This window comes from Brachyspira innocens ATCC 29796, from assembly GCF_000384655.1.
GTDB classification, from domain to species: Bacteria; Spirochaetota; Brachyspiria; order Brachyspirales; family Brachyspiraceae; genus Brachyspira; species Brachyspira innocens.
In genome coordinates, this window is the sequence record NZ_ARQI01000130.1 from 79077 (window position 1) to 104977 (window position 25901).

The following is a 25901-nucleotide window of genomic DNA, read 5'->3' on the forward strand; positions in this document are numbered from 1 at the left end:
TAAAATCAGTATTATTACAATACGAAGTTTTTAATTATTATTTTTTTAATTATATTTAAGTGATTTAAGTAAAAATAGTAATGGGCTTATGATTAAGGAAAATCACAAGCCCATCAATAATAGTGTTAGGAGTCTGATAATAATGAATAATTGCTTTGTTTATAAAAAATATTAAATAAAATTAAGATTTCATCTTGTATATCAACTTTTCTTTATCTTTAGTTGTTAATATAAGTTCATCTCCTTCTAATGATATTTTAGATATACTTCCTAACAAATTTATATATTTATCATTAGCTGTTTCTTCAGTACTTTCTGTTTTTATATCTTTTATTAAAATTTTATCATCATTAATGGTATAAGCCGAGAAATATTTATCTCTATTATTATAACCATATATATAATTTTTAGTAAAACCAATAGTAATATTTAATTCATCAAATGCATTTTTTAATACAAATTCTTTGCCTTTAAGATAATTTGATGATAATTCTATTACTTCTTTAAATATTAATTCTTTATCAGTATTAGTTTTTATTTTTAAAATATTACCTTTTATTTCTAAATTATGAGCTTCTGAAAGTAATTGTAAATATTCTTCCTCTTCTTTCATCAAATTTTGAGGTCCGTTCATTTTTGAAGCTGATATATCATTAATTTCTATATTATCTCCTGTTATACGATATGAGGCACTGTATGTATTGATAGTTGATTTTCCGCTTATTTTATTATCATCAAAAATAATTGTAATGCTGTTTTTTGCTAAATTATCTAAAGTATAAACCTTCCCATTTAATATTTTAGTAATTATACTATCATCAATGCTGAAGTCCGTTTCCGAAAACAAGGCAAGAGAATATGCCAGAAAAATAAAAATATATGCCAGTTTTTTAATCATATATAAATATTTTATCCTTTAATAATTATTATTCATATAACTAATATAACAATTATAGTGTAAAATGTATAATAAAAAAAATAAAAAACTATTAAAATAATTGCAAAAAAAGAAAAATAAGTTATCATATTATAGTTTACATAATAAAATCCGATAATAATATGCAGGTAATATATTATGAATAATATACGTGAAGCACATATAGAAGATGCTCAGGATATTATAGAATATATAAAAAAAGTTTCTGATGAAACAGATTTTTTAGTTTCTGGTTCTGAAGAAAGGCAGTTAGATGTAAAAAGAGAGGAGGAATTTCTTCAAAACATACAGCATTTAACATTAGAAAAGATGTTTTTATACGAAATTAGCGGTAAAATTGTAGGAATATGTAATTTAAAAGGCATTAATAAGGTTAGAATAAGGCATAGAACAGAGCTTGGTATAACTGTATTAAAAGATTATTGGTCAAGAGGCATAGCTTCTGAACTTATAAATCATGCTGTTGATTACTGCAGGCTTAATTCTATAAAAAAAATAGAATTAACAGTAAGAACTGATAATGAAAGGGCGTTAAAACTGTATAAAAAAGCGGGTTTTGAGATAGAAGGAGAAATAAAAAGCTTTTTTTGTATAAATGGTGTTTATTACAATTGTTATATTATGGGGCTTTTTGTTTAAAATAACACTATAAATAAATTTTATGTATAGTGTATTGATACTGTAAATGTTATTTTGCTTTTAGTATGAGATTTAATTTTTATTGAGTTGATTGTAAATTAGTTAACATAATACTTGACTATTTTAGAATAATATGTTAACTTTATTCAAGTCGTAAAGATTATCGTTTTTAGAAGAAAAAATATTAGGAAAAAAATTTATAAAGTTGGAGTTCTCAAATGCGAAAGTTTCTTATGGTATTTTTGGTATTATGTTTACTTATACCTGCAGCAGCTTACGCTCAAGATAATACTCAAATACCAATACCTACAATAGGGCTTAATGTAACTCAGGCTCAGACTCCGCAGCAGGTAAGTTTAGGTCTTCAAATATTATTTCTTTTAACGATATTGTCTTTATCTCCGTCTATTATAATAATGACAACAAGTTTTATAAGAGTTTCAATAGTATTAAGTTTCGTACAAAGGGCATTGTCATTACAGGAAACCCCGCCAAGAGCATTGATAATGGGGCTTTCACTATTCCTTACATTTTTTATAATGATGCCCACATTAACTCAGGTGAATAATGAGGCACTGCAGCCGTATTTGAACGGATCTATAGGTGTCAATGAATTATACAGCAGAGGCATACAGCCTATAAGAATGTTTATGTTCAACTCTTTAAGAGGTGAAAACGGTATGAAGAGTTTGGATTTATTTCTAAGTATAAGTGATACTAATATAAGACTTAGAGATATTCAGACAGTAGATGATTTGAATAGGATACCCACTATAGTAGTAGTGCCTGCATTTATAATAAATGAACTTACTATAGCATTCAAAATGGGAATATACCTATTTATACCGTTTATTGTTATAGACTTGGTTGTTGCTTCTATACTTATGGCAATGGGTATGATAATGCTTCCGCCTATTATGATATCTTTGCCTTTAAAAATAATTTTGTTTGTTGCAGTTGATGGCTGGAAACTATTAATACTTCAAATAGTTCAAAGTTTCCAATAATTATAAAAAATATTTGGCTTTTATATAGTTAATTTATTTTAAGGAATTTTTATGAGTGATACTTCAATTATCGTTTTGGTGCAGGAAACATTATGGGTTTTTATGCTTCTTTCTGCCCCTGTTTTGGGTGTATCAATAATAGTAGGTTTGATAATATCTATACTTCAGGCTACTACAAGTATTCAGGAGCAAACTTTAACATTTGTTCCAAAGATGATAGCGATGCTTGCTGTTATATATATGCTTGCTTCTTGGATGCTTAATTATACAAGTGCTTTTACTGTAAGATTATTTAGCATACTTCCTAGTATAGCTAGATAATAAATATTTATAATAGGTTAGGGATAATAGGAATAAGAAATGGATAATTTTGTTAATTTTTTCCAGATTTACCTGCTCATTATGGTAAGGTTTATAGCTATACTTATGGTAGCTCCTTTATTCTCATCTAATGTTATTCCTAATAGTATAAAAATGGCACTTGCTTTTATAGCTACGGCTACTATATTTCCTTTAGTTGCTGATATATCTGTTCAGGCTGCTCCTACATTTGTTGAATATTTTTTAACACTTGTTAATGAGGCACTTATTGGAATATTAATAGGATTTTTGATGTCTATTATATTTGCTGCCTATCAGGTTATGGCAAATTTCTTTGAGGTTCAAATGGGATTTGGTATATCAGAAACAGTTGACCCAATATCACAGGTTACAGTTCCAGTATTAGGTCAGCTTCAGTCTTTGGTAGTGGTATTAATATTTATAGCTATAGACGGACCAAGCTGGGTGGTTAGAACTTTATTTTATAGTTTTAAAGCTATGCCAGTATTAAGTGATGCATCAAAAGCTGTATTTGCTTCATCATTTAATGGTGTTATAGATAGAATGATATATTATATGAGTTCATTATTTTCTATAGCTCTTTCGCTTGCTTTGCCTATAATGCTTACTTTATTCTTATTATCACTAAGTTTGGGTTTGTTGTCAAAAGCAGCTCCTCAGATGAATATTTTAATGTTAGGTTTTCCTATGCAGATAGGTGTTGGTATCGTTTCTTATTATATATTAATACCAGTGCTTGTTTCTAACTTTATGAGAATATTGGAATATACTATATCAGATGTTAATAATATAATAACTTTCTTATCGGGAGGTACTATATGAAAAATATAATATCTTCCGTACTTGAACTATTAATAATATTTAAAGCCAAGCTATACAGAAAATATTTACGTATCACAAAAAAAGGCTATGTGTTAACATTATTTGCATCTCCTGAAGATGAAGGCAGAACAGAACTTCCTACAGAGAGAAAGAAAAGAAAAGCAAGAGAAGAAGAAGGACGTGTTGTAAACTCTGTAGAAATAAACCAAACTCTTGTTTTAGCAGTTACAATAGCTGTAATAGCACTTCTTACAACATATTTAACTGATACAGTGTCTAAATTTTTTATGACAATATTAAATAAGATATCAACAGCAGACGCCACTATGAATGTATTGTCTCTGCCAGATATGTTTTTGGAGATAGTAGTTTTAATAGCAAAAACTGCAGGTATAGTTTTGGCAGTAGCATTAGTTGTAGGTGTGGGGATTAATTTAGCACAAACTAAATTCCTATTTACGACTAAAAAATTAAAACCTAATTTTAAAAGAATAGCTCCTACTTGGTCAAACTTTAAAGAAAGGGTATTTATTTCTTCACAAAACTTAATGAACTTGGCAAAAATTTTATTTAAAATGGTAGTTATATCTTTTCTTACTTTTACTACAATATATGGAAAACGCACTGAATTATTTAATATGACTAACATGGAGCTTCCTCAGACTATGCATCTTTTCTTTTTTATAGTTTTGGAGATGCTTGCTAAGGTAATAGTATTTATGATAATAGTATCTGCTTTCGATTATTTCTTTCAAAGAAGGCAGTATATTAACAGCTTGAAGATGACAAAGCATGAGATGAAAGAAGAGTTCAAAGAGATGGAAGGAGATCCTTTGGTAAAAAGTCAATTGCAGGATATGGCTAGAAAGATAGTAAGCAGAACAATGCTAAAATCTGTACCAGAGGCTGATGTAGTTATTACAAACCCGACTCACTTTGCAGTTGCTTTAAAATATGAAAATGGCGATTATGCTCCAGTAGTAACAGCTAAGGGAGCGGATCATATAGCTTTAAGAATAAAAGAAATAGCTAAAGAAAATGATGTACAAATAGTAGAGAATAAACCTTTAGCCCGTGAATTATATTTTAATGTTGAAATAGGGCAGTATATACCAGAAAAACTGTTCCATGTTGTTTCAAGAATACTTGGCGAAGTATATAGAATACGTAATGAAAAAATGGCAAGGGCTATATAGGAGGAATAAAAAGTGGCAACAATGAATGGTGCTAAATCAATATTAGATTCGATAAAACTGCCTGCTAATATGAGCAGACACAGCGATATAATGTTTGCTGTAGGTGCGGTTATGGTAATAATGATGCTCATTATACCATTACCTTCCTTCGTATTGGACTTTTTGCTTATAGTAAATATTATAGTATCATTATTAATATTACTTATGGTGCTTAGTATAAAAAGTGCCAATGATTTCAGCGTATTTCCTTCTGTGCTTCTTGTTATGACAGCTTTCAGACTTGCTCTAAACGTATCCACTACAAGGGCTATTCTTACAGAGGGTGCTAATTTCAACGGTAAAGTTATCACATCATTTGCTGACTTTGTAGTAGGCGGAAATATAGTTGTAGGTGTAGTAATATTTATCATACTTATTATAGTACAGTTTGTAGTTATCACTAAAGGTGCTACAAGGGTATCAGAAGTAGCAGCAAGATTTGCATTAGACAGTATGCCTTCAAAAATGATGGCTGTTGAAAGTGAACTTCAGGCTGGTGCTATTACTGATAAAGAGGCAGAAGAAAAAAGAAAAAAAATAAGAGGCGAAAGTGATTTTTATGGTACTATGGACGGTGCTTCAAAGTTTGTACAAGGAGACGTTATAGCAGGTATCATAATCACAGTTATAAATATAGTAGGCGGACTCATCATAGGAATGACTATGAGAGGCGAGCCTTTTGCTCAGGCGGTTAATGCTTATACACGCTTTACGGTAGGTGATGGTTTGGTAAGTCAGATACCTTCTTTCTTTATGAGTTTTGCTACTGGTTTATTAGTAACTAGAAGCAGCAGCGAAGATAATTTGTCTACTCAAATTGCAGTGCAGATTTTTGCTAAACCTAAAAACTTATTTATAGGTGCTGGTTTTGCTTTCTTTTTAATGCTTTTACCTGGTTTTCCAAAAATAGCATTATTTGTTATAGCATTAGCATTATTTTTAGCAGGTTATGCTCTAAGAAGAGAACAGCAGGAACTTGGACTTAATGAAGATGGTACAAAAGCAGATGCTGGAGAGCAGGTACATCAAGGTCCTTTGGATGTTACCCCGTATTTGAAAGTAGAAAAGATAGAGCTTTCAGTAGGTGCTTCGCTTATACCTTTGGCATTAGAGTCTGAGGGCGGAGATTTAATTAACAGAATAAGTCAGATACGTAGAGAGCTTGCTTTGGAAGTGGGTTTGGTTGTACCTCCAGTACGTATTGTAGATAATAGTGTAATAGAGCCAGACGAATATACTGTAAGTATTAATGGTACAGAGATGGCTAAGGGATTTGTACGTCCTAATATGCTTTTAGCTTTGAATGCTAATTCCCCAGACGGACCTTCACCAGATTGTGAGAAAGTAAGAGAGCCAGCATTCGGGCTTCCAGCTTATTGGATTAAAGTTGATGAAAAAGATATGGCTGAGAAAAAAGGATTTATGTTGTTTCAGCCTACATCAGTTATTGCTACTCATTTCAGCGAAACTATTAAAAGAAATGCTAGTCTTCTTATCGGACGTGAAGAGGTACAGAATATGCTTGATCTTATTAAAGATGATCATAAAGCACTTGTATCCGAAGTACTTGCTGCTAAACCTCACAATGAAAGTCCTCTTGGTTATATACAAAAAGTATTGCAGAATCTTCTTCAAGAAGAAGTGCCTATCAGAAACAGTGTTGCTATATTAGAGGGTGTTGCTGATGCTATATCTATTATGGGAAGCGAACAGGCTACTGAACTTGTAAGAAGCAGACTTGCATCTCAAATATCGCAGATGGTTGCAGACCAAGACAGAAATATCAGAGTTATTACTTTAAGTCAGCAGCTGCAAAATAATATAGCTCAAAACCTTGCAAATACTGGAAATTTACAAGGCTCTCAAATGATAGCTATGAGTTTTGAAAGTATGCAGAACTTGATTAAAAATATAAAAGATGCTGTTAAACTTGTCAGTGATTCTGGAGTTGATGATATAGTATTTTTAACTTCTCCTATCATAAGAAGACCTTTATATCAATTTATATCCAAAAATGTTGGTAAGTATAAGGTTATAGCAACTACTGAAATAGCACAGGGATATAATGTACAGGGAGTTGCAAGCATAAAATAACAAAATACAAAGCTCTGTAAAGAGTATTTTTTAAGATATAAATATAATTATTTGGAGTTAAACAATGAAAACTATAAAAATTTTTGGTAAAAACAGAGAGGAAATTGAAAAACAAGCCAGAGATAAATATGGCGAAAGCTATTTTATTATTAGTGTTAGAGAAAGCAAAAGAAAAAACATATTTGGCATGATTAAAAAAGAGTTTGAAGTTTCTATTGGTATATTAGAGCAATATTAATAAAAAATTTAAGATAAATTATTAAGATATAAATATTTATAATCGAGGAGTTTCTAAGATGATTAGAGGAGTTACAATATGGTAGACATACGTACTATAAGAGGGAAGGATAAGACTGACGCCTTTGCCAAAGCAAGAGTGGAATACGGCGGAAATTTTGTTATACTGACAAGCAAAGATGTAAAAGTAGGCGGTTTTTTAGGTCTTGGAATGAAAACAGAGCATGAACTTAGAATAATGCTTAATAACTCTATATATGATAGAAAAAACAATTCAGAAGAAAAAAATTCTTATGACAGCAGCACAGAAGATGATGATATGCATAGAACCAAACTTCTAAGCGACAGAATAGAGATGAAAAAGCATACAACTGAAACTATTGATGCAAGTGAAATGGCTGATAGAATAGTTGCTGTAACTAAGGCTTTAAAAGAGGCTTCAAGAGAAAGAAATGCTAATAGAACAAGCAGTTCTTCAGCTATGAAAAATAGTTTAAACTCTTCTTCTCAATCTGTTCATTCTGACAGTTTTGATGATGACAGCAGAGATGGTATTAGTAGTATCAACGAAGAACTTGTTAATGAAACTTTGGAAAGCAATAATCATTCATATTCTATTGAAGAAAAAAAGGAAAATATATCTGCTAGAGAGATAAATAATAATAGCACAGATAATTTTACTCCATTGCCTCATTTTAATAATTCTCCTTATTCCAATTTTTCATCTTCTACATTTACTAATGTAAAAGGTTCAATGCTTTCAGACTATAATACTACTAATAATAGTTTTTCTCCAATAAATAATTATAGTAATTTTGCTAATAACAGCTTTATGAATGGTATGAACAGCAATATGAATAATTTTAATAGCAATGTTATACCTAATCATATTAGCACTTCAAATAATCAGAATAATAATTCAGCTAATACTGCTAATGCTATAGATGAAAATGTAAAAAAATTAGTTCAAGAACAGATAAGAGATATGGTAAAAGAATATTTGGAAGGAAGTTTGCCAAATATTAATAAAAATAATAAATATAATTCTCAAAATAATACTAATTCTAGTAATAATAGAAATACATTTAATGATACTGAAGATGAAGAAATTAATAATGCTATAGAAGAGATAAAAGAATACAGAGAAGAAAATAATCTCACTAGAGAACATAGAGAAAAGAAAACGAATGTGAGAGATTATTTTGAAGATACAGATGATACTTCTGATGACTATAATAATAATGATGATGGCTCTGAAAATAATCCTGCTGACGGAATGGAAGAGAGCTTCAATTATTTAAGAGACAGAGAGTTTCCTGAAGAGGTTCTTTTAGATTTAAGAGAATATTTATTAACTTCAAGCAATGCAAGATTTTTTCAGTCTAAAGATGTAATTAGAGAGGAGGTTGAAAAATATTTCTCTGATAAATTAATATTGGCTAATGGTATAGATGTAGGGGCGAAAAAGAAAATTATAGTATTTGTAGGACCTACAGGAGTTGGAAAAACAACAACTATACCTAAAATAGCAGCTCAGCATATGAAGTCTGGAAAAAAAGTTTCTTTTGTTACAATAGATAATTACAGAATAGCAGCGGTTGACCAGCTTCAAAGATATGCAAGCATTATGAAAGTTCCGTTTACTAGTGCAAGTACTCCTGAAGCTTTAAGGGCTGAAATTAGAAAGATGGATAATTCTTCTCTTTTATTTATTGATACTATGGGACGTTCTCCAAAGAGTGCTGAAGAAATAGTTGCTATGTCAAAATATTTTACTACAGTTGGAAGATTTGACATGGATATTCAGCTTGTTATGAGTGCAACTGCTAAATATAAAGATGCTGTGAAAATACTTAATGGTTTTAAGCCTACTAATTATAAGGGAGTAATACTTACAAAAGTTGATGAAACTGATTATTTGGCTTCTTCAATTTGTGCTATTACAAAGAAGAAACTGCCTATTACCTATATAACACATGGTCAGGGTGTGCCTAAAGATATATCTACAGCTAAGAAATATGGATATAAAATAATGGAAGGATTATTTGGTTCTTCAAAATAAAGATAATTATAAAAAACAGGAAATTAAGTATATATTATGAAAGATCAAGCAGATGAATTAAGAAAGATGATGGGCGTAAAAGATAAACGTCCGCAGCGTATAATAAGTATAGCCAGCGGCAAAGGTGGCGTAGGCAAAACTAATATAGCTATTAATCTATCCATAGCATTGCAGGAATTGGGTCAGAATGTTCTTTTAATAGACGCTGATCTTGGACTTGGTAATGTTAATGTAATACTTGGAAATATACCAGAATATAATCTTTACCATGTTATTAAAGGTGTAAAAAAACTGCATGAGGTTGTACTTGAAACTGATTATGGTATAAGATATATTGCAGGAGCTTCAGGATTCTCTTCTCTTGCAAATCTTTCTGGAAGAGCTTTAACTAAATTGGTTAATAGTATGGATTCTTTAAATGATGCTGATATTATTATAGTAGATACTGGAGCAGGAATTTCTGATACAGTATTATATTTTCTATTATCATCAGATGAAAGTATTGTAGTTACAACTCCAGAACTTACTGCTATACTTGATGCTTATGGTGTAATAAAATCTATAGCCCCAGAAAATGCTAATGCTGATATAAAAATATTAGTTAATAGAGTTACAAAGGCTTCTGAAGGTAAAGAAGTGGGAGATAAAATTATTATGACAAGCAAAAAATATTTGGATATGGATGTAAAATATTTAGGTCATATTTTGGAAGATAAGACTATTCCTTATGCCGTGTCTCAGCAGCTTCCTTTTTATCAATATGATAATAAATGTCATGCTTCTATGTCTATATATAATATTGCTAAAAAAATAGTTGATATGGAATATGATGATGACAGAGAAGCAAAAGGTTTGGGAGGATTTATGGAATCTCTTCTATCTTTTGTAAGTAAAAAATAAAAATTATTAATGAATTAATACTTAGAGGTAATTTATGAATAATATAGTTGAAAAAGTAAAACAATATTTTTCATCTAATTTTGGAAAATTAGCAGCAATTATAGCTGGACTTTCTTTTGTTATAACGCTTATATTATCAGTTTCCTATAAAAATAGAATTGACATTTCTTTATTAAAAGCAATTTTTTCAGCTATTATAACAATTGCCATATTGTTTTTACTTGGTACAGTATTGAAAAAATATTTAGGTGATGTAATAGATGAAGCAGAAGATAATTCTAATATGGATATAGACTATAATGCTATAGATGATAATAGTACTAATAATACAATTTCGCCTGATACAGATAATGCTCCTTTTACTCCAGATTTGAGTCCTGATTCAGCAGCTCCAAAACCTTTAAATCTTGATAAAAATACTAAGCCGAATTATAAAAGTTCAGGAGATGATATTGGCGATATAGTATTCAGTAAGCCCAATACCACTCAAAGTACTACAAGCTATACTTCAAGCAGCAGCAGTATGTTCCCTGATAAGAAGGTTACAAGTGAAGAGATGGAAAGAGAGGTTAGGGAAGACCCTGAAAAAGTAGCTAAGGCTGTTAGAACAATGATAGCTAAAGATGAAAAAGATGATAAGTAAAACATATTAAAATAAAGAATTTAATAGTTAGGGTGAATATTATGAGAGACAAAGATAAAATACCAAATATTACTAATGACAATGAACAGGAATATTGGCAGGAGTTTAAAAATACTCAGTCACCTTATATAAGAGAAGCTTTAATTAATAAATATTCTCCATTGGTAAAATATGCTGCAGACAGAATATATGTTAATATGGACACTCAGGAAAATGTTGAACTTCAGGATTTGTTTGGTTTCGGAGCTTTCGGACTTATGGATGCTATTAATAAATATAACCCTAATAATGTAGATATTAATTTCAAAACATATGCTCTTGATAAAATTAGCAGAGCTATATATGATGGACTCAGAGAATTAGATTATCTGTCAGACTCTATGAGAGATGTTTGGTATGCAGGCGATGATTCTAATGATAAAACTGAATATGTGGCTGAAAGAGAAAATACGAAAAATAAAATAGTAGATGCTTTGAAAAAACTTCCTGAAAAAGAAAAACAGGTGATTATATTATATTATTATTATGATCTTACATTAAAAGAGGTTGCTAATATATTAGAGGTACCAGAGAGTAAAATATCTCAGCTGCATACAAAAGCTATTAATGATATTAAAGATTTATATAAGAATGGTAATATATTAGAGCCAAGATTAAGCAGAAATATAAAGCCTCAGGAAATGACTGATATTTTTATAATACCAGTAAGCCAATATAATGAAACTATGAAAAATTATATAGAGACTCCTACTACATATTTGAGTGATGTTTGGTATGTAGATGATGATTATGATGAAATATCTGTAATAGATACATTAAAATCTAAAACTAATCATGAGTATTTTATAGATAGAGAATATACAAAAAATAAAATAATAGCTGATTTGAAAAAACTGCCTGAAAAAGTTACTAAGGCTGTTATAATAATTATAAAAAGTTAAAAACGATAAAAAAGATAAATAAGAAATTATTTAGAAAAATTATATAGTAAAAAATTAATAACTAGAGTGAATATTATGAAGATGAACAAAAAAGAAAAAGGTAAAATACCAAATATTACTAATGATAATGAACAGGAATATTGGCAGGAGTTTAAAAATACTCAGTCACCTTATATAAGAGAAGCTTTAATTATTAAATATTCTCCATTGGTAAAGTATGTTGCAAGCAAAATATCTGTTAATATGGGTTCGCATAAACATATTGAATTTCAGGATTTGGTGGGTTTCGGATCTTTCGGACTTATGGATGCTATTGATAAATATAACCCTAATAGAGATATTAAGTTCAAAACATATGCAGTTACTAGAATTAGGGGAGCTATATATGATGAACTTAGAAAATTGGATTATCTTCCTAGGTCTATACGTAAAGATGTTAAAGAAATAGAGAAGGCAAGAGAAATATTAGAGGCTAGATTAAGCAGAAATATAAAGCCTCAGGAAATAGCTGATATGCTTGGAATACCTATAAGCAAATATAATGAGACTATGAAAAGATATATAGAGGCTTCTCCTACTTCACTTAGCGATGTTTGGTATGTGGGAGATGATTCTGATGAAATATCTGTGATAGATACATTAAAATCTAATGATAAAACTAACCCTGAATATTTGGCTGAAAGAGAAGATGTAAAAAATAAAATAGTAGCTGCTTTGAAAAAACTTCCAGAAAAGGAAAAGCAGGTACTTATATTGTATTATTATGATGATCTTACCTTAAAAGAGATTGGAAAAGTATTAGAGGTATCCGAGAGCAGAATATCTCAATTGCATACAAAGGCAATACAGCAATTAAGATATAGTCTTTCAGAGATAAAAAAACAATTATTATAAAATAGGTGATTTTTATGAATGAGTTAAAAAGAAAAATATTGCAAAGCGATTTTTATAAAGAGGTTTATAATAATAAAAATACACGTTCTGTTGAATTATCTGTAGCGTCTTTGGAACGCGGTATGCAGGAGGCTGCTGCTATATTTCAATGTCCGATTTATGAATTGAGTTATAAGGTTTTGGAAGAGGGAAGCAAAGGATTTTTTAATATAGGTGCTAAACCATTTTTGGTAAGATATACACATATTACGTATGACAAATCTAATATAGGCCCTGCTATAGGAGCTGATTATACTGTTGGAAATGTAAATGATTATAACCAAGAAAAAGTAGTGTTTAATAAAGATACTGAAATAATTGTAAGAGTAAAAAGAGACGGAGTATTTTTAAAAGTTAATCCTCCAGTTGCTGATGGAAAAAGAATTGAAGATATAACAGCTTTGGAAGGTAAGTTAATAGATGCTGGAATAAAAGAATATGATTCTCATTTGGCTAAGAAAATGCTTCATGAACAGACTGGAGAATATGCCAAAGTTGCTGAATGGGACGTTGGAAGATCTGGAAATAATGCTAAGATTAGTTATAGTATTAGTGATGACAAAATGCGTGCTTATGTTACTGTAACCAAACCTAATAAAGGCGGAAGAGAAATGGATTTGCAGGACGTAAAAGAGCTAATGGAAAATAATGGAATTACTTTCGGATTTCAGGAAGAGAATGTTGTTAAGTGTTTAGAAGAAGGTACCTTTAATATACCTATACTTGCAGCTGAAGGACGTGCTCCTGTAAATGGTCAGAATGCTAAAGTGGAATATTTGGTTAATGTTAATAAAAAAGTTATACCTAAATATATAGGAGAGGATCAAAGTATTGACTATAAAGATCTAAGCATAGTAGAAAATGTTGAGCAGGGGCAGAAATTAGCTAGGAAAATACCTGCAACTGATGGTGAAGTAGGAAGAACTGTACTTGGAGTAAAAATAGAAACTAAGAGCGGAAAAGATATTGATATTAAAGAAATATTGGGTGACAATGTTGAGATGTCTGATGATGGAGAGTATATAATATCTTCTATAAACGGACAGGTAGTACTTAGAGGAAAATCACTTAATGTTGAGCCTATATTTGAGGTTTCTGGAGATGTAGGTCCTGAGACTGGAAATATCAATTTTATTGGAAGTGTTGTTGTTAAAGGAAGTGTAAGTGATAATTATTCTATAAAAGCAGAAGGTAATATCGATGTACATGGAACTGTTGGAAAATGCGACCTTGAGGCTAAAGGTGATATTATGGTTAAACTTGGTATTCAGGGTAATGAAAATAGCTCTGTAAAAGCAGGCGGCGATGTTATTGCTAAGTTTATACAGTTTTCTAATGTTCAGGCTGGAAATAATGTTGTTGTTACAGAAGCTATACTTAATTCAAATATTGATGCTGATAATAGAATTATACTTATAGGTAAGAGAGCTTCTGCAAGCGGCGGAAGATTAAGAGCTTTAAGAGAAGTTAATGGTAAAGTTTTGGGCTCTCAGGCTGGTGCCATAACATTGATAGAAACAGGTATATCTCCTGCTAAAAGACGTGCCATTGATGATTTGGATAAAGAAAAAGAAGAATTAGACAGTTCTATAGAAGAAACAGAAAGAAATATAAAATCTCTTGAACAGGCTGCTAAACTTAAAAAACTTGATGATGAGAAAAAAGATCAGTTACAGAGTTATAAAGATCAGTTATCACAGGCGAATAGCAGAAGAGAAGAGGTTGTTTTAGAAAGAGAAGCATTAAATCAGAATATAGAAGTAGAAAAAGTGGAATCTACAGTTAGTGCTGGTAAAGAGATGCTTCCGGGAGTTAAATTAATTATAGGAAGTGCTGAGTTTACAATAAGACAAAGCTATAAAGCTATAACTTTCTTTGAAGAAGGCGGAATGATACAGACAGAAAAATATAGAGGCGAACCTAAAAATGACAGCAAAAAAAATGAAGATGATGAATAATCTTAAATAAGAGGTTAAAAAATATATGGCTTTAAAAATAAATGAATTATACAGAGCAGCTGTTGAATGTGCTATTGATGCTGATCCTAGAGGCAGAGCGATTGTAGAAAAAGAGTTTGAAAACACGAAAAAAAATTATAATAGTTTAGATGAAAATAAAAAAGAATATTTTGATAAAGACACAATATTTAATCCTTATGCCGATACAAGAGTTCTTAATATTGCAGAGGATAAAGATATAAAAAAAATTTTCTGCGGTATAGATATGCAGACTTCAGAGCTTTTACTTGCTGACAGACTTAATGAAAAAAATGAAAATATCGATTTGGTTATAACTCATCACCCTAATGGGTATGGTTTTGTTAATTTTTATGATGTTATAGAAATGCAGGCTGAAAAAAACGCTTTGCATAATGTGCCTATAAATGTATCTGAGGCTTTAACTAATAAAAGACTTAATGAAGTAAGCCGTTCTGTATACGGAGCCAATCATTATAGAGATGTTGAAACTGCTAAACTTCTTAAACTTAATTATATGTGTATGCATACTGTGGCTGATAATTTTGTAGAGAGTTTTTTAACTGAAAAGATGAAATTAGAAAAGCCTAATACATTATCAGATATAATTGATATTTTATACACAATAGAAGAATATAAAATATCGGCTAAGCGTTATAATCCTCCTAAAATATTTAATGGTTCTAATAAATCTAAAGTTGGAAGTATTATTGTTGATATGACAGGAGGAGCTTCATTTGACTCTGCTATGATATATGCACTTTCTAAAGCGGGTATTTCTACTATTATAGTTATGAATATATCTGACAGACTTTTAGATGAATGCAAAAAACATTATATAAATGTTATTTGTGCTGGTCATATGTCAAGCGATAGTTTGGGACTTAATTTGTTATTTAAAGCTATTAAAGAAAAAACTAAAGAAGACTTTGAGATAATTCCAGCTTCTGGTTATATTTTTGTTTCTAAATAGTTGATATGTATGAGTGATAAGAAATGAGTAAATATTGTAATATATTGTTTGATCTTGACGGAACAATTATTGATTCTGCTTCAGGTATAATGAATGGTGTTTTATACGGGGTAAAAAAAATTAATGAAACATATAATTTAAATATAAATATCCCAAGTAATGAAACATTAAAAAAGTTTATAGGTCCTCCTTTAGATTCAAGTTTTAGAAAATATTGTTATGATGATGAAAAATTATCTCTTGAGTTTGTAAAGTTTTACAGAGAAGATTATAATGGAAATAACGGGCTTTTTAATTGTTCTCTTTATGACGGCATATATGATTTAATAAAAAAACTTTCAGAGAATAATTATAAAGTATTTTTAGCAACTGCCAAACCTAAAGAATCCGCTTTAAGAATAATAGAGCATTTTGGAATGGAAAAATTTTTTACTGGATTTTATGCACCTATTTTAGGCGGAAAAATAAAAAATAAATTAGATGTATTGAAAGAAGCATTAGAAAAAGAAAATTTTGAAAAAGACAAAACTGTTATGATAGGTGATAGAATAGATGATATAGATGCTGCTAAAAATGTGGGTATTGATTCTATTGCTGTACGTTACGGATTTGGAAATGATGATGAGTTTAAAAATGCTGTTTATATAGTTGATAATACTAAAGAAATATTTGATATATTAAGCAAATAAAATTTCTTCTAATACTTTTTTGCTTTTTATATTTCTGTTTATGTGATTAAATAAAGATTTGTTCATTATATCTTTTACAGTTCCTATTGAATTATTATACAAGTTAATTATATCTTTACTATTTACTATATCTATTAATGATGTGTGTTTTATAATTCTCATAAAATTTTTATCATCTTCTGTTATTTCAAATGCATCTTTTATTATTGCTTTGCATTTTGAGCATATAAGTCCTCCTTCTATTATAGAATAAAATGATGCATTATTGTTTTCACATAGTATACATTTATCCAAATGAGGAGATATTCCTGCTATATGAAGAGTTTTCATCTCAAATGCTCTCATTAAAATATTGATATACATTTTTTTTATTTTATCATTGCTATCATTGTCTTTTTGACTTTCTTGTTTTTCTAATTCTTCTAATGCATTTAAAGATTTCTCCATTAAAATAAAATATCTTTCATCAAAATCCCTTGCACAGTATAGCAGTACTTCTCTGATATAAAATACTAAGAGTGATGAATATATTGACTTTTCTAATGATGTATAATTTTTAATAATGCTAGATTCTTTTAATATAGATAATTGAGGCTGTTTTTTTTCGTATATATCTATATCTAATTTTGAAATACTTTCCAAATCAGAGCCGAATGCTTTAGAAGATTTTTTTGCTTTATAGCATATAGCCTGAATGACTGAGTTATTAGTTAGAAAAGAAGCTATTATAGATGAAGTTTTATACTCATTATATGATAGTATAAATGCCTGAGTATTTTTTATCAATATTTTTCCTTAAAGTATATAATATAAAAATAGGGCAGGAATCTATCTTAAAAGAAACCCGCCCCGAACTATGCCGTTAAGCTATTAAGCTTGATGAATAGCATTGCTTGGACAAACTGGTTCACAAGCACCACAGTCAGTACATTTGTCTGGGTCAATCACGTAGATATCTCCTTCGCTAATAGCATCAAATGCACATTCTGGTTTACAAGAACCGCAAGCTACACAATCGTTATTTATAACACGTGGCATAATTTACCTCCATATAATTAATTAAACTCTCTATATTATAACATAAATTAATAACGAAATCAATATCTATAATCCAATTATAAATATATTCTAATATATTTTGATATTAATCTAACACATGTTTTGTTTATTTAACTTAATATTAAATTATTTATATTAACTTTGAAAAAATCATAAATGTCCTTGTAAAATTATTTAATAAATGTTATAATATAACTTAATACAGTAATATCATTTTTAGAAATCATAAAAATATAATATTACTAGCTTTTGTAATAATTTAAGGTTAATTTTATTAAAACAAATTTATATTTAATCAAATTTTAAGGAGTTAAAAATGGACAAGAAAAAAGAATTTAAAGTTGCAGTAGCAGGTTACGGACATGTAGGTAAGGATACAGTAAAAACTATTATTGAGAATAATTCTATAATGGAAAACAGAACTGGAATAAAATTAACCGTAAAAACCATTTTTAGCCGAAATATTGATAAAGTACAAAATGATAAATTTTTGGACAGGGTAGAAATAAAAACTAAAGATTTGAACGATATATTGAATGATGATGATATTGATATAGTAATAGAAGTTTTAGGCGGTATGGATACTGCTAAAGAACTATTAATGAAAATAAAAAAACCAGTTGTTACAGCAAATAAGGCATTACTTGCCAACTGTTTTGGAGAGCTTATAAAAGACAGAAAAACAGATATAGCATTTGAGGCATCTGTTGCTGGTGCTATACCTATAATAAAAGCTATGAAAGAGAGTTTGGTTTCTGACAGAATGGAGGGTGTTTACGGAATATTAAACGGTACTTGTAATTATATATTAACAAACATGACTAAAAATAATTTAGATTTCAATGTTGTACTTAAAGATGCTCAGGAAAAAGGATATGCTGAAGCTGACCCTACATTTGATATTGACGGAATAGATACTGCTCATAAACTTTGTATACTTTCTTCTATTGCTTTTTGCAATGTTATAAGTTTTGATAAGATATTTATTAGAGGAATAAGAAATATTATATTAGATGATATTGTATTTGCTTCTGAGCTTGGTCTTACTATTAAATTGATAGCTGAGGCAGCTTTAGATGAAAATGATAATGCCTATATATACGTAATACCTACATTACTTAATGACAGCAATATGCTTTCAAAGGTAGATTATGCTTTTAATGCTATAACAGTTGTAGGGGATCGTTCAGGAGACACAGTATTTTATGGATCAGGTGCAGGCGGAAGACCTACAAGCAGTGCTATAGTTTCTGATGCTATTACTTTGGCTAGAAACAGTCTTATTACTGATGAGCTTAGAGTGCCTATACTTGGTTTTGTTAATGAGAATAAAAATATCAAAGTAAAAGATTTTAAAGATAAAAATGAAACTTTTTATGTAAGATTTAAATCAAATAATAATAATTTACTTGCCTTTAATGAAGCCTTTTATGATATCAATATTGAAAAAAGTGTTGAAAGAAACGGGTATTTTATGTATGTACTTAAAGATGTCAGCATAAACTCTATAATTGAAGCTATAGAAAAAGTTGAAAAAATAGAAGATATATTTATAGCAAAAATAAAATAATATATTTTTAGATTTATGATTAACAGCACATATATAGATTTGAATAACTATATATGTGCTTTATTTTTTATTTTTATAATAAGCTAAATGAAGCAGATTTGTATTATAATCTTTAATTGATATAGCTTTATTTTGATATATTATGTTTTTGTATTTATCATTAGAGTTTATATTCTTACTTCTGAATCCTCCGTCCATTCTTAAAGAGTATAAAATATCTCCTATGGTAATTGATTCAGGCTGACAGCCTAAAGTGTATGAAATATTTGAGCCATTAACTATCTTTATTACAAACATAGACTTTTCTAAAGCATCGGATATTTCTGTTATTGTAGTAGGTGCTGTTCTTAATTCTTTGGCAAGCTCATACATAGTTATTGCTTTTTTCTTATTTATAAATCTGTAAGTTACTATATACATAAATTCTAATGCTATAGCTTCTTTTTCAGCAAATGATAATCTTATATTACTTTTATCAATTCCATAAGATCTGAAATATTGTATAGAGTAGGTAAGTTCAGCACCGAATAATATAATAATCCAAACTATATATAACAATAATAATAATACAGGTATTTGAGCAAAAGAGCTTGCTGATGATAATTCGGCTGGAGTTATACTAGTGAGCATATTATTTTCACTGCTTATAGTAACTACATCATCTATTTTGAAATTATATTTTACAAGCTGTTCTCCTACATTTGGTGAAAAACTTTTAAAATCAAGCATATTAGTTTCTATAGGTTTTTTTTCATATATTGCTCCGCTTATTCCATTTCCAACATTTTCCATAATAACATAGCTTATTCTTTCTATTTTTATACTTGTTATATTTTCAACATCAATTTTTTGATTTTCCTGAAGTATATTTTCATTGGCGTTAGTAACTTCATTAGTTATTATATTTTGATTGGTGTCAGTAACTTCATTAGTTATTATGTTTTCATTTGATGTATCATTATATTCCGTATATCCAGTATTAATTTCTTTTACAATATATTCTATTTTGTATCTGTCACTGTCAAATATTTGTTTATAATTCTTTACATTTATATTGAGTTTAAAATAAACGCTGAAAAGTGTTATTATCGCTATGGCCACTAATATAGAAGATATAGCAGCATTAGACCAATTTACTTTTGTCTGCGGAACTAATACGTAAGAAAATAATACCAATATAGAAGTTAATATTATAGGAGTAACCCAAGATAATAGTATTTTTATTAATGCTGGAAGATTATGCAAATTTATAGATGTATAAGTTATTAAAGTAAATGATACGCCAATTAATATAGGAATTAGGAAAAGCAAAGCTATATAATTGGCTACAACTCTAGGTATAGAAGTTGTTATTTTTACACGCCATATTTTTACTAAAGATGATTGTATACTATGAAGTATTAATGCTGTACTCACTATAGTTGATATAATACCAATAATACCGAAACTTGCCAAATTGGTATTATCAGCTATATTTAATATCTGCCTTACCATAGGTTCATAAAAAGGTGCATTTTTTTCCATCCAGTCAAATATAACAAGAAATATGTTCTGATATATATTAAAAATTCTCAATATAAATAATCCAACTATCAATGCTGGTATAAATGATAATGTTACCAAATACGTTAGAGCTGCTGCTCTTATAGTACAGTCATCTTTAAAAAAATCTGTAATGGCAAATGTAATCACTCTATATATATTTACTAAAAACTTTTGTATGGGGTTAAATGTGTTTTGGTCAATGAAATATATGTCTTCAATTAGAAATTTTTTCACTTTCTTGAAAAATTTGTTAATTTTTTGAATTTTAGCCATACAAACCTTCTTGCAAAAAAAAATATATAATGTATAATATATAAATAAAAATCAAGCGAGGGTGGCGGAACTGGCAGACGCACTAGACTTAGGATCTAGCGCCCTAGGCATGAGGGTTCGATTCCCTCCCCTCGCAATTCTTATTCATCTTTTTTCTCTGTATCATTTTTATCATCTTTTACTTCTATTGAATATCTGCATTTAGTACATACTTTTTTGTATCCGCTTGAAGTTTTTATTATTCGCATAGAATTCTTACAATGACAAAACGGACAGTCTTCATGATTTCTAAATATGATCATAGAGATTAAATCTACAACCTTACTTATACCCGAAACAAAAAATAATATTCCAAACATTAAAATAAATATTATGATGATAATTATAAAAAATATAATAACTAATAAGTCCACTTTTCAATAATTCCATTAGTAGTGTTTATATTATAATTATATGTTAAATGTATGATTTTTTAAAGAAGTCAGAGTATATTTTTATTATATTTGTATTAATATATTTTATAGGGAAATCTGACCAATTATCTAATTCATTATCCCATAATCTATAATAATAGTTGTTTCCTTCTTTTTTCCATTCATACGTATAAACTTTATTATTGTTTGGAGCATTTTTATCATCATTGCTGTAAACTATTTTATTATTATTAAAGAAAGTATATTTCTCTTTGTTATTTCCATTAATAAACTCCCAAGTACCAATAAACCTATAATCTACAGTTCCTTTTTCTGTGCTTATGATTTCTTTTTTATGACAAGAAGATAAAACTATTACTAAAATTAACAATGTAAATATATAAAGTTTATACATGTATATTATACCTCTTTAATATGATATATTCTATAATATCGTAATAAAAATTATAAAATAAAAATATTATGTTTATGCCATGTATATTTTATATTAATTGAATTATAGTCATTGTCTTTAATTTCTATAAAAAGTATTGATGAATATAATTTTTATTGTATAATAATAAAGTCTGTTTATTTTTTAGAAATTATTTTTATTTACAATTTTTTTATTCTAAAACTACTTTTTATGTATATGGGCAATTATTTTTTATTGCTTTTTTATTAAATTAGTATTAAGGAATAATTTTTGCAGAATATATATTGTAAAATTATTTTTCTAAATGATAACATAAATATTTTTTATAGGAGTTTTTTATGCAAAGTGATGGGAAGGCAGTAAAAAAATCTAATAAGTTTGAAAGTTTTTTGAATATTATTGAGGCAGTAGGAAATAAACTTCCAGACATAACTATTTTATTTTTAATAGCATTTTTTATAATGCTTATAGTATCATGGATATTATCTCATTTTACTTTTAACTATTTTCACCCTACAACAGGCGAGCAGATAAAGATTATAAATATGCTTGCACCTTCAGAGCTTACTAAATTTATAACTAAGATGACAGCTAATTTTGTGAGCTTTCCTCCATTGGGTATTACTGTTGTTGCTACACTAGGTATAGGAGTGGCAGAGGGCAGCGGATTTATTAGAATGATACTTATTAAACTACTAGCAATAATACCAAAAAAAGCAATAGCACCAGCTATAATATTTATATCTGTGGTAAGCCATATAACTTCAGATTCTTCTTATGTTATATTGATGCCTATAGCTTCTATAATGTTTTTTGCTGTTGGAAGACACCCTTTGGCAGGAATTGCTGCTTCATTTGCAGGACTTGCTGGAGGCTTTTCTGCAAGCTACACACCTTCTACAATAGACCCTATAATGCAGGGATTTACTCAAGGAGCAGCAAGACTTATAGATCCTACTTATACTGTTAATGTTTTATGTAATTATTTTTTAAGCGTATCATCTACATTTGCTGTTATTTTGGTATGCTGGTTTATTACGGATAAGATAGTAGAGCCTTTTTTATGGAAAACAATGCCTATCGATGAAGGTGTTAAGCCTGAAGACACTAGTATTTCTTCAATAACAAAAGAAGAAAACAGGGCTTTTAAAATAGCATTTGCTGTTTTGATATTGATGTTTGTACTTTTGATAGTTTTACTTGTACCAAAAAATTCTTTACTAAGATCTCCAAATGGTAACTTAACAACTCCAGATGCTCCAGTTATGCAGGCAATAGTGCCTATACTTTTCTTATTTTTGGTTATACCCGGATATACATACGGTAAACTTACTAATAAATTCAAAACAACAAAAGATTTTAGTTTGGCTATGGCTGGAAGTGTTAAGAACTTAGCTTCATTTTTAACTTTTTCATTTTTCTGTGCTCAATTCTTATATGTTTTCGGTAACTCTAATGTAGGTACATTAATAGCCATATCAGGTGCAGAATTTTTAAAATCATTGAATATGGCTCCTCAAATAACTATAGCAGGTATAACTTTGCTTACAGCTATATTGAATTTGTTAATAACTTCAGCTTCATCAAAATGGGCTATATTAGCACCTATATTTGTACCAATGCTTATGGCGGTAGGTATATCTCCAGAACTTACTCAGGCAGCATTTAGAGTCAGCGATTCGGCTATTAATGTTGTTACTCCGATGTTTGCTTTTTATCCATTGATAATATTTTATTGTCAAAAATATTGTAAAAAAACAGGAGTGGGTACATTATCTTCTATGATGCTTCCATTTAGTATAGGTTTGCTTGTTGTGCTTATGATAATGCTTTATATATTCTGGGCATTAAATATACCTATAGGTTTTAACAGCGGTTATGTGTATCCGCCAGTTAATTAAAATATTTAAAATTATAAATTTATAAATAAGAGGTAAAATAAATATGTTAAACGATGATATTAAAAAATTTCAGATAGATAGCTTTTTTAAATACGTTTCAATACCAAGTCAGAGTGTTGCAGGAGCTAAGACAATTCCAAGTTCAGAAGGTCAGATGAAACTTGCTAAAGTATTGGCAGAGGATTTAAAGGCTTTGGGATTAAAAGATGTAGTTGTAAATGATAACGCTATAGTTACAGCTTTACTTGAAAAAAATAAAGATAATATACATTCTATAGGTTTTGTTGCTCATCTTGATACTGTGGACGTTGGACTTACAGGAGATGTTCACCCGCAGATATTAAAATTTGTAGGTGAGGATTTATGCCTTAATAAAGAAAAAAATATAATGTTTAGGGTTTCAGAACACCCTGAAATAAAAAAATACATTAATGATGATATTATATTTTCAGACGGTACTAGTGTATTAGGTGCTGATAATAAGGCGGCAATAGCTACGGTGATGTCAGCATTAAAATATATAAAAGATAATAATCTAGAGCATGGTGATATATATATAGCTTTTGTACCAGATGAAGAAATAGGATTAATTGGTTCTAAGGCATTGGATTTGAATGTATTTAAGCCAGATTTCGCGTATACTATAGATTCCTGTGAGATAGGGGAGGTTGTATATGAAACATTCAATGCAGGAAGTGCCTCAATAGATATAGAGGGAGTAACTGCTCACCCTATGAGTGCTAAAGGTGTTTTGGTGAATCCTATACTTATAGCCATAGATATAGCTAATGAGTTTGACAGAAAATCTACTCCTGAATGTACCGAGAAAAAAGAAGGCTATATTTGGGTTCAGGGAATAAGCGGAAATCAGAGAAATGCATCATTAAAACTTAATATAAGAGATCATAGCAAAGAACTTTATGAACAGAAAAAAAGCAAAATAAAAGAATCAGTTGAAAAATATCAGAAATTAGAACCTAGAGCAAAAATATCATTAACTATAGAAGATGTCTACGCTAATATTTCAGATTCTATTAAAGATGATAGATTTCCTATAGATGTTATTTATGAAGCTATGAAAAATCTTAATATAGAACCTAAAACTATATCAATGCGTGGAGGTACAGATGGTTCTGCATTATCAGTTAAGGGGCTTTTAACGCCTAATTATTTTACAGGTGCTCATAATTTCCACTCTATATATGAGTTTTTGCCTATATCTTCATTTCATAAAAGTTTACAAACAACGCTTGAAATAATAAGAATAATATCTTCTAAATCAAAATAAATTTAATTTGTATAATTTTTATTAAGCAGGAGGTTTTATATTAATATATAATTCCTCTTGCTTAATAATAACATGTTATTTTGTATATATTGATAAAATCTATTAAACATGTATAATTACTCTCTATTATGATTAAATATAATCAGTCAGAACTTATAAACTAGGATTTTGTATGAAAAACTATTTAGAATTATTAAAAAAAGTATTGGAAGAAGGTGAGGAAACTTTAGACAGAACTGGAGTTGGTACAAGAAGAATATTCGGACCTCAATTAAGATTTAAATTTGAAGGAAATAAAATACCTATTATAACTACAAAAAGAGTATTTATGAAAGGTGTTATTATAGAATTATTATGGTTTTTACAAGGTTCTACTAATATAAAATTTTTACTTGAAAATAATGTTCATATATGGGACGAATGGGCTGATGATATGGGAGAGCTTGGTCCTGTATACGGCAAACAGTGGAGAGCTTGGGAGACTAAAGAAGGAAATAAAATAGATCAGATATCAAATATAGTAAACACATTAAGAAATAATCCTACTAGCAGAAGAAATATTTTAAATGCTTGGAATGTAGGGGAGATTGATAAAATGCATCTTCCTCCTTGTCATATGATGTGTCAGTTTTCTGTTAATAATAAAGGTGGAATTATAACACATTTATATCAGCGTTCTGCCGATTTATTTTTGGGTGTTCCTTTTAATATAAGTTCTTATGCTATACTTACAAGGCTTTTAGCTATGCATAGCGGACTTCATGCTTCAGAACTCATCATGACTTTTGGTGATGCTCATATTTATAATAATCATATAGAACAGGTAAAACTTCAGCTTTCAAGAGAGCCTTATGAAAATACTGCAGAATTATTTATAGAGAATCGTCCTAATATATTTAGTCATGTTTATGAAGATTTTAGATTAGAAGGCTATAAATATTATCCTACTATAAAAGCGGAGGTAGCAGTATGATTTTATGGAGTTT

General features: G+C 29.1%; 25 protein-coding genes and 1 tRNA gene. 20 read left to right on the top strand and 6 right to left on the bottom strand.

What is annotated here, in order from left to right; genetic code table 11:
- Positions 1-181 precede the first annotated feature (181 nt).
- Entirely contained in the window at positions 182-898 is a 717-nt protein-coding gene (locus tag F811_RS0114910; protein WP_020006032.1) for an META domain-containing protein, read from the bottom strand.
- 177 nt (positions 899-1075) lie between these two features.
- Between F811_RS0114910 and F811_RS0114915 the strand changes: the two genes are divergently transcribed.
- From F811_RS0114915 to F811_RS0114985, 15 genes are all read left to right on the top strand, one after another.
- The gene (locus F811_RS0114915) at positions 1076-1576 is read left to right on the top strand and encodes a GNAT family N-acetyltransferase (protein ID WP_020006033.1); all 501 of its coding nucleotides are present in this window, start codon (positions 1076-1078) and stop codon (positions 1574-1576) included.
- Between the two features lie 218 nt (positions 1577-1794).
- Complete coding sequence (gene fliP, locus F811_RS0114920; RefSeq protein WP_020006034.1) at positions 1795-2583, top strand: flagellar type III secretion system pore protein FliP; 789 nt, start codon at positions 1795-1797, stop codon at positions 2581-2583.
- Positions 2584-2634: 51 nt separating this feature from the next.
- Positions 2635-2904 carry a flagellar biosynthesis protein FliQ gene (gene fliQ / locus F811_RS0114925; RefSeq protein WP_012669897.1) on the top strand — a complete coding sequence of 90 codons (270 nt, stop codon included), beginning with the start codon at positions 2635-2637 and terminating at the stop codon, positions 2902-2904.
- Positions 2905-2943: 39 nt separating this feature from the next.
- Positions 2944-3747 carry a flagellar biosynthetic protein FliR gene (fliR, locus tag F811_RS0114930; RefSeq protein ID WP_020006035.1) on the top strand — a complete coding sequence of 268 codons (804 nt, stop codon included), beginning with the start codon at positions 2944-2946 and terminating at the stop codon, positions 3745-3747.
- Positions 3744-4943 carry a flagellar biosynthesis protein FlhB gene (flhB, locus tag F811_RS0114935; RefSeq protein ID WP_020006036.1) on the top strand — a complete coding sequence of 400 codons (1200 nt, stop codon included), beginning with the start codon at positions 3744-3746 and terminating at the stop codon, positions 4941-4943. Before fliR ends, flhB begins: the two co-directional genes overlap by 4 nt.
- A gap of 21 nt (positions 4944-4964) precedes the next feature.
- Positions 4965-7076 carry a flagellar biosynthesis protein FlhA gene (locus F811_RS0114940; RefSeq protein ID WP_033425286.1) on the top strand — a complete coding sequence of 704 codons (2112 nt, stop codon included), beginning with the start codon at positions 4965-4967 and terminating at the stop codon, positions 7074-7076.
- Between the two features lie 64 nt (positions 7077-7140).
- Positions 7141-7314 carry a hypothetical protein gene (locus F811_RS16815; RefSeq protein WP_008725115.1) on the top strand — a complete coding sequence of 58 codons (174 nt, stop codon included), beginning with the start codon at positions 7141-7143 and terminating at the stop codon, positions 7312-7314.
- Positions 7315-7392: 78 nt separating this feature from the next.
- Complete coding sequence (locus F811_RS0114950; protein WP_020006038.1) at positions 7393-9375, top strand: flagellar biosynthesis regulator FlhF; 1983 nt, start codon at positions 7393-7395, stop codon at positions 9373-9375.
- 36 nt (positions 9376-9411) lie between these two features.
- The gene (locus tag F811_RS0114955; protein ID WP_020006039.1) at positions 9412-10275 is read left to right on the top strand and encodes a MinD/ParA family protein; all 864 of its coding nucleotides are present in this window, start codon (positions 9412-9414) and stop codon (positions 10273-10275) included.
- A gap of 34 nt (positions 10276-10309) precedes the next feature.
- Positions 10310-10918, top strand: a complete 609-nt coding sequence (locus F811_RS0114960) for a hypothetical protein (protein WP_020006040.1) — start codon at positions 10310-10312, stop codon at positions 10916-10918.
- Between the two features lie 41 nt (positions 10919-10959).
- A complete protein-coding gene (locus F811_RS16390) occupies positions 10960-11859 on the top strand; it encodes a sigma-70 family RNA polymerase sigma factor (protein WP_020006041.1) in 900 nt (299 codons plus the stop codon).
- A gap of 75 nt (positions 11860-11934) precedes the next feature.
- Positions 11935-12753: an RNA polymerase sigma factor WhiG gene (gene whiG, locus F811_RS0114970; protein ID WP_013112715.1), complete on the top strand. Its 819-nt coding sequence runs from the start codon at positions 11935-11937 to the stop codon at positions 12751-12753.
- A 14-nt stretch (positions 12754-12767) separates the two neighbouring features.
- Complete coding sequence (locus F811_RS0114975) at positions 12768-14750, top strand: FapA family protein (RefSeq protein ID WP_020006042.1); 1983 nt, start codon at positions 12768-12770, stop codon at positions 14748-14750.
- 25 nt (positions 14751-14775) lie between these two features.
- A complete protein-coding gene (locus F811_RS0114980) occupies positions 14776-15741 on the top strand; it encodes a hypothetical protein (RefSeq protein WP_020006043.1) in 966 nt (321 codons plus the stop codon).
- A 23-nt stretch (positions 15742-15764) separates the two neighbouring features.
- On the top strand, positions 15765-16430 hold the full coding sequence (locus F811_RS0114985) for an HAD-IA family hydrolase (RefSeq protein ID WP_020006044.1): 666 nt from the start codon (positions 15765-15767) through the stop codon (positions 16428-16430).
- On the opposite strand, the gene recO is transcribed toward F811_RS0114985, so the two are convergent.
- Positions 16419-17216 (bottom strand): DNA repair protein RecO, encoded by a 798-nt coding sequence (gene recO / locus F811_RS0114990; RefSeq protein ID WP_020006045.1) that lies wholly within the window; start codon positions 17214-17216, stop codon positions 16419-16421. The genes F811_RS0114985 and recO overlap by 12 nt on opposite strands.
- A gap of 84 nt (positions 17217-17300) precedes the next feature.
- Complete coding sequence (locus F811_RS0114995; RefSeq protein ID WP_013112710.1) at positions 17301-17468, bottom strand: DUF362 domain-containing protein; 168 nt, start codon at positions 17466-17468, stop codon at positions 17301-17303.
- 337 nt (positions 17469-17805) lie between these two features.
- On the opposite strand from F811_RS0114995, the gene F811_RS0115000 reads away from it, so the two are divergent.
- On the top strand, positions 17806-19059 hold the full coding sequence (locus tag F811_RS0115000) for a homoserine dehydrogenase (protein ID WP_020006046.1): 1254 nt from the start codon (positions 17806-17808) through the stop codon (positions 19057-19059).
- A 60-nt stretch (positions 19060-19119) separates the two neighbouring features.
- Here the strand turns inward: F811_RS0115000 and F811_RS0115005 are convergent, their stop codons facing one another.
- Positions 19120-20877, bottom strand: coding sequence for a YhjD/YihY/BrkB family envelope integrity protein (locus F811_RS0115005; RefSeq protein WP_020006047.1), 1758 nt, complete (start codon positions 20875-20877; stop codon positions 19120-19122).
- A 55-nt stretch (positions 20878-20932) separates the two neighbouring features.
- Between F811_RS0115005 and F811_RS0115010 the strand changes: the two genes are divergently transcribed.
- Positions 20933-21013: transfer RNA gene (locus F811_RS0115010), tRNA-Leu, on the top strand.
- Positions 21014-21017: 4 nt separating this feature from the next.
- Here F811_RS0115010 and F811_RS0115015 read toward each other — a convergent pair.
- Both F811_RS0115015 and F811_RS0115020 read right to left on the bottom strand, forming a co-directional pair.
- Positions 21018-21290 carry a hypothetical protein gene (locus tag F811_RS0115015; RefSeq protein ID WP_026364481.1) on the bottom strand — a complete coding sequence of 91 codons (273 nt, stop codon included), beginning with the start codon at positions 21288-21290 and terminating at the stop codon, positions 21018-21020.
- Positions 21291-21333: 43 nt separating this feature from the next.
- On the bottom strand, positions 21334-21705 hold the full coding sequence (locus F811_RS0115020; protein ID WP_020006049.1) for a hypothetical protein: 372 nt from the start codon (positions 21703-21705) through the stop codon (positions 21334-21336).
- Positions 21706-22064: 359 nt separating this feature from the next.
- Here F811_RS0115020 and F811_RS0115025 point away from each other — a divergent pair, with 359 nt between their 5' ends.
- The 3 genes from F811_RS0115025 to F811_RS0115035 all read left to right on the top strand — a co-directional run bounded on the left by F811_RS0115025 (position 22065) and on the right by F811_RS0115035 (position 25888).
- Positions 22065-23627 (top strand): AbgT family transporter, encoded by a 1563-nt coding sequence (locus F811_RS0115025; protein WP_020006050.1) that lies wholly within the window; start codon positions 22065-22067, stop codon positions 23625-23627.
- Between the two features lie 43 nt (positions 23628-23670).
- Complete coding sequence (gene pepT, locus F811_RS0115030; RefSeq protein WP_020006051.1) at positions 23671-24915, top strand: peptidase T; 1245 nt, start codon at positions 23671-23673, stop codon at positions 24913-24915.
- 172 nt (positions 24916-25087) lie between these two features.
- The gene (locus tag F811_RS0115035; protein WP_020006052.1) at positions 25088-25888 is read left to right on the top strand and encodes a thymidylate synthase; all 801 of its coding nucleotides are present in this window, start codon (positions 25088-25090) and stop codon (positions 25886-25888) included.
- The last annotated feature ends 13 nt before the right edge of the window (positions 25889-25901 follow it).

What these genes read in the sequence shown, in the direction of transcription:
- fliP (WP_020006034.1), top strand. Translation starts at nt 1,795, where the DNA reads ATGCGAAAGTTTCTTATGGTATTTTTGGTATTATGTTTACTTATACCT.
- F811_RS0114940 (WP_033425286.1), top strand. Translation starts at nt 4,965, where the DNA reads ATGAATGGTGCTAAATCAATATTAGATTCGATAAAACTGCCTGCTAAT.
- whiG (WP_013112715.1), top strand. Translation starts at nt 11,935, where the DNA reads ATGAAGATGAACAAAAAAGAAAAAGGTAAAATACCAAATATTACTAAT.
- F811_RS0115020 (WP_020006049.1), bottom strand. Translation starts at nt 21,705, where the DNA reads ATGTATAAACTTTATATATTTACATTGTTAATTTTAGTAATAGTTTTA.
- F811_RS0114915 (WP_020006033.1), top strand. Translation starts at nt 1,076, where the DNA reads ATGAATAATATACGTGAAGCACATATAGAAGATGCTCAGGATATTATA.
- F811_RS0114985 (WP_020006044.1), top strand. Translation starts at nt 15,765, where the DNA reads ATGAGTAAATATTGTAATATATTGTTTGATCTTGACGGAACAATTATT.
- F811_RS0114960 (WP_020006040.1), top strand. Translation starts at nt 10,310, where the DNA reads ATGAATAATATAGTTGAAAAAGTAAAACAATATTTTTCATCTAATTTT.
- fliQ (WP_012669897.1), top strand. Translation starts at nt 2,635, where the DNA reads ATGAGTGATACTTCAATTATCGTTTTGGTGCAGGAAACATTATGGGTT.
- F811_RS0114975 (WP_020006042.1), top strand. Translation starts at nt 12,768, where the DNA reads ATGAATGAGTTAAAAAGAAAAATATTGCAAAGCGATTTTTATAAAGAG.
- F811_RS16390 (WP_020006041.1), top strand. Translation starts at nt 10,960, where the DNA reads ATGAGAGACAAAGATAAAATACCAAATATTACTAATGACAATGAACAG.
- F811_RS0114995 (WP_013112710.1), bottom strand. Translation starts at nt 17,468, where the DNA reads ATGCCACGTGTTATAAATAACGATTGTGTAGCTTGCGGTTCTTGTAAA.
- F811_RS0114910 (WP_020006032.1), bottom strand. Translation starts at nt 898, where the DNA reads ATGATTAAAAAACTGGCATATATTTTTATTTTTCTGGCATATTCTCTT.
- F811_RS0114955 (WP_020006039.1), top strand. Translation starts at nt 9,412, where the DNA reads ATGAAAGATCAAGCAGATGAATTAAGAAAGATGATGGGCGTAAAAGAT.
- F811_RS0115005 (WP_020006047.1), bottom strand. Translation starts at nt 20,877, where the DNA reads ATGGCTAAAATTCAAAAAATTAACAAATTTTTCAAGAAAGTGAAAAAA.
- F811_RS0114950 (WP_020006038.1), top strand. Translation starts at nt 7,393, where the DNA reads ATGGTAGACATACGTACTATAAGAGGGAAGGATAAGACTGACGCCTTT.
- fliR (WP_020006035.1), top strand. Translation starts at nt 2,944, where the DNA reads ATGGATAATTTTGTTAATTTTTTCCAGATTTACCTGCTCATTATGGTA.
- F811_RS0115025 (WP_020006050.1), top strand. Translation starts at nt 22,065, where the DNA reads ATGCAAAGTGATGGGAAGGCAGTAAAAAAATCTAATAAGTTTGAAAGT.
- F811_RS0115000 (WP_020006046.1), top strand. Translation starts at nt 17,806, where the DNA reads ATGGACAAGAAAAAAGAATTTAAAGTTGCAGTAGCAGGTTACGGACAT.
- F811_RS0115035 (WP_020006052.1), top strand. Translation starts at nt 25,088, where the DNA reads ATGAAAAACTATTTAGAATTATTAAAAAAAGTATTGGAAGAAGGTGAG.
- F811_RS16815 (WP_008725115.1), top strand. Translation starts at nt 7,141, where the DNA reads ATGAAAACTATAAAAATTTTTGGTAAAAACAGAGAGGAAATTGAAAAA.
- F811_RS0114980 (WP_020006043.1), top strand. Translation starts at nt 14,776, where the DNA reads ATGGCTTTAAAAATAAATGAATTATACAGAGCAGCTGTTGAATGTGCT.
- flhB (WP_020006036.1), top strand. Translation starts at nt 3,744, where the DNA reads ATGAAAAATATAATATCTTCCGTACTTGAACTATTAATAATATTTAAA.
- pepT (WP_020006051.1), top strand. Translation starts at nt 23,671, where the DNA reads ATGTTAAACGATGATATTAAAAAATTTCAGATAGATAGCTTTTTTAAA.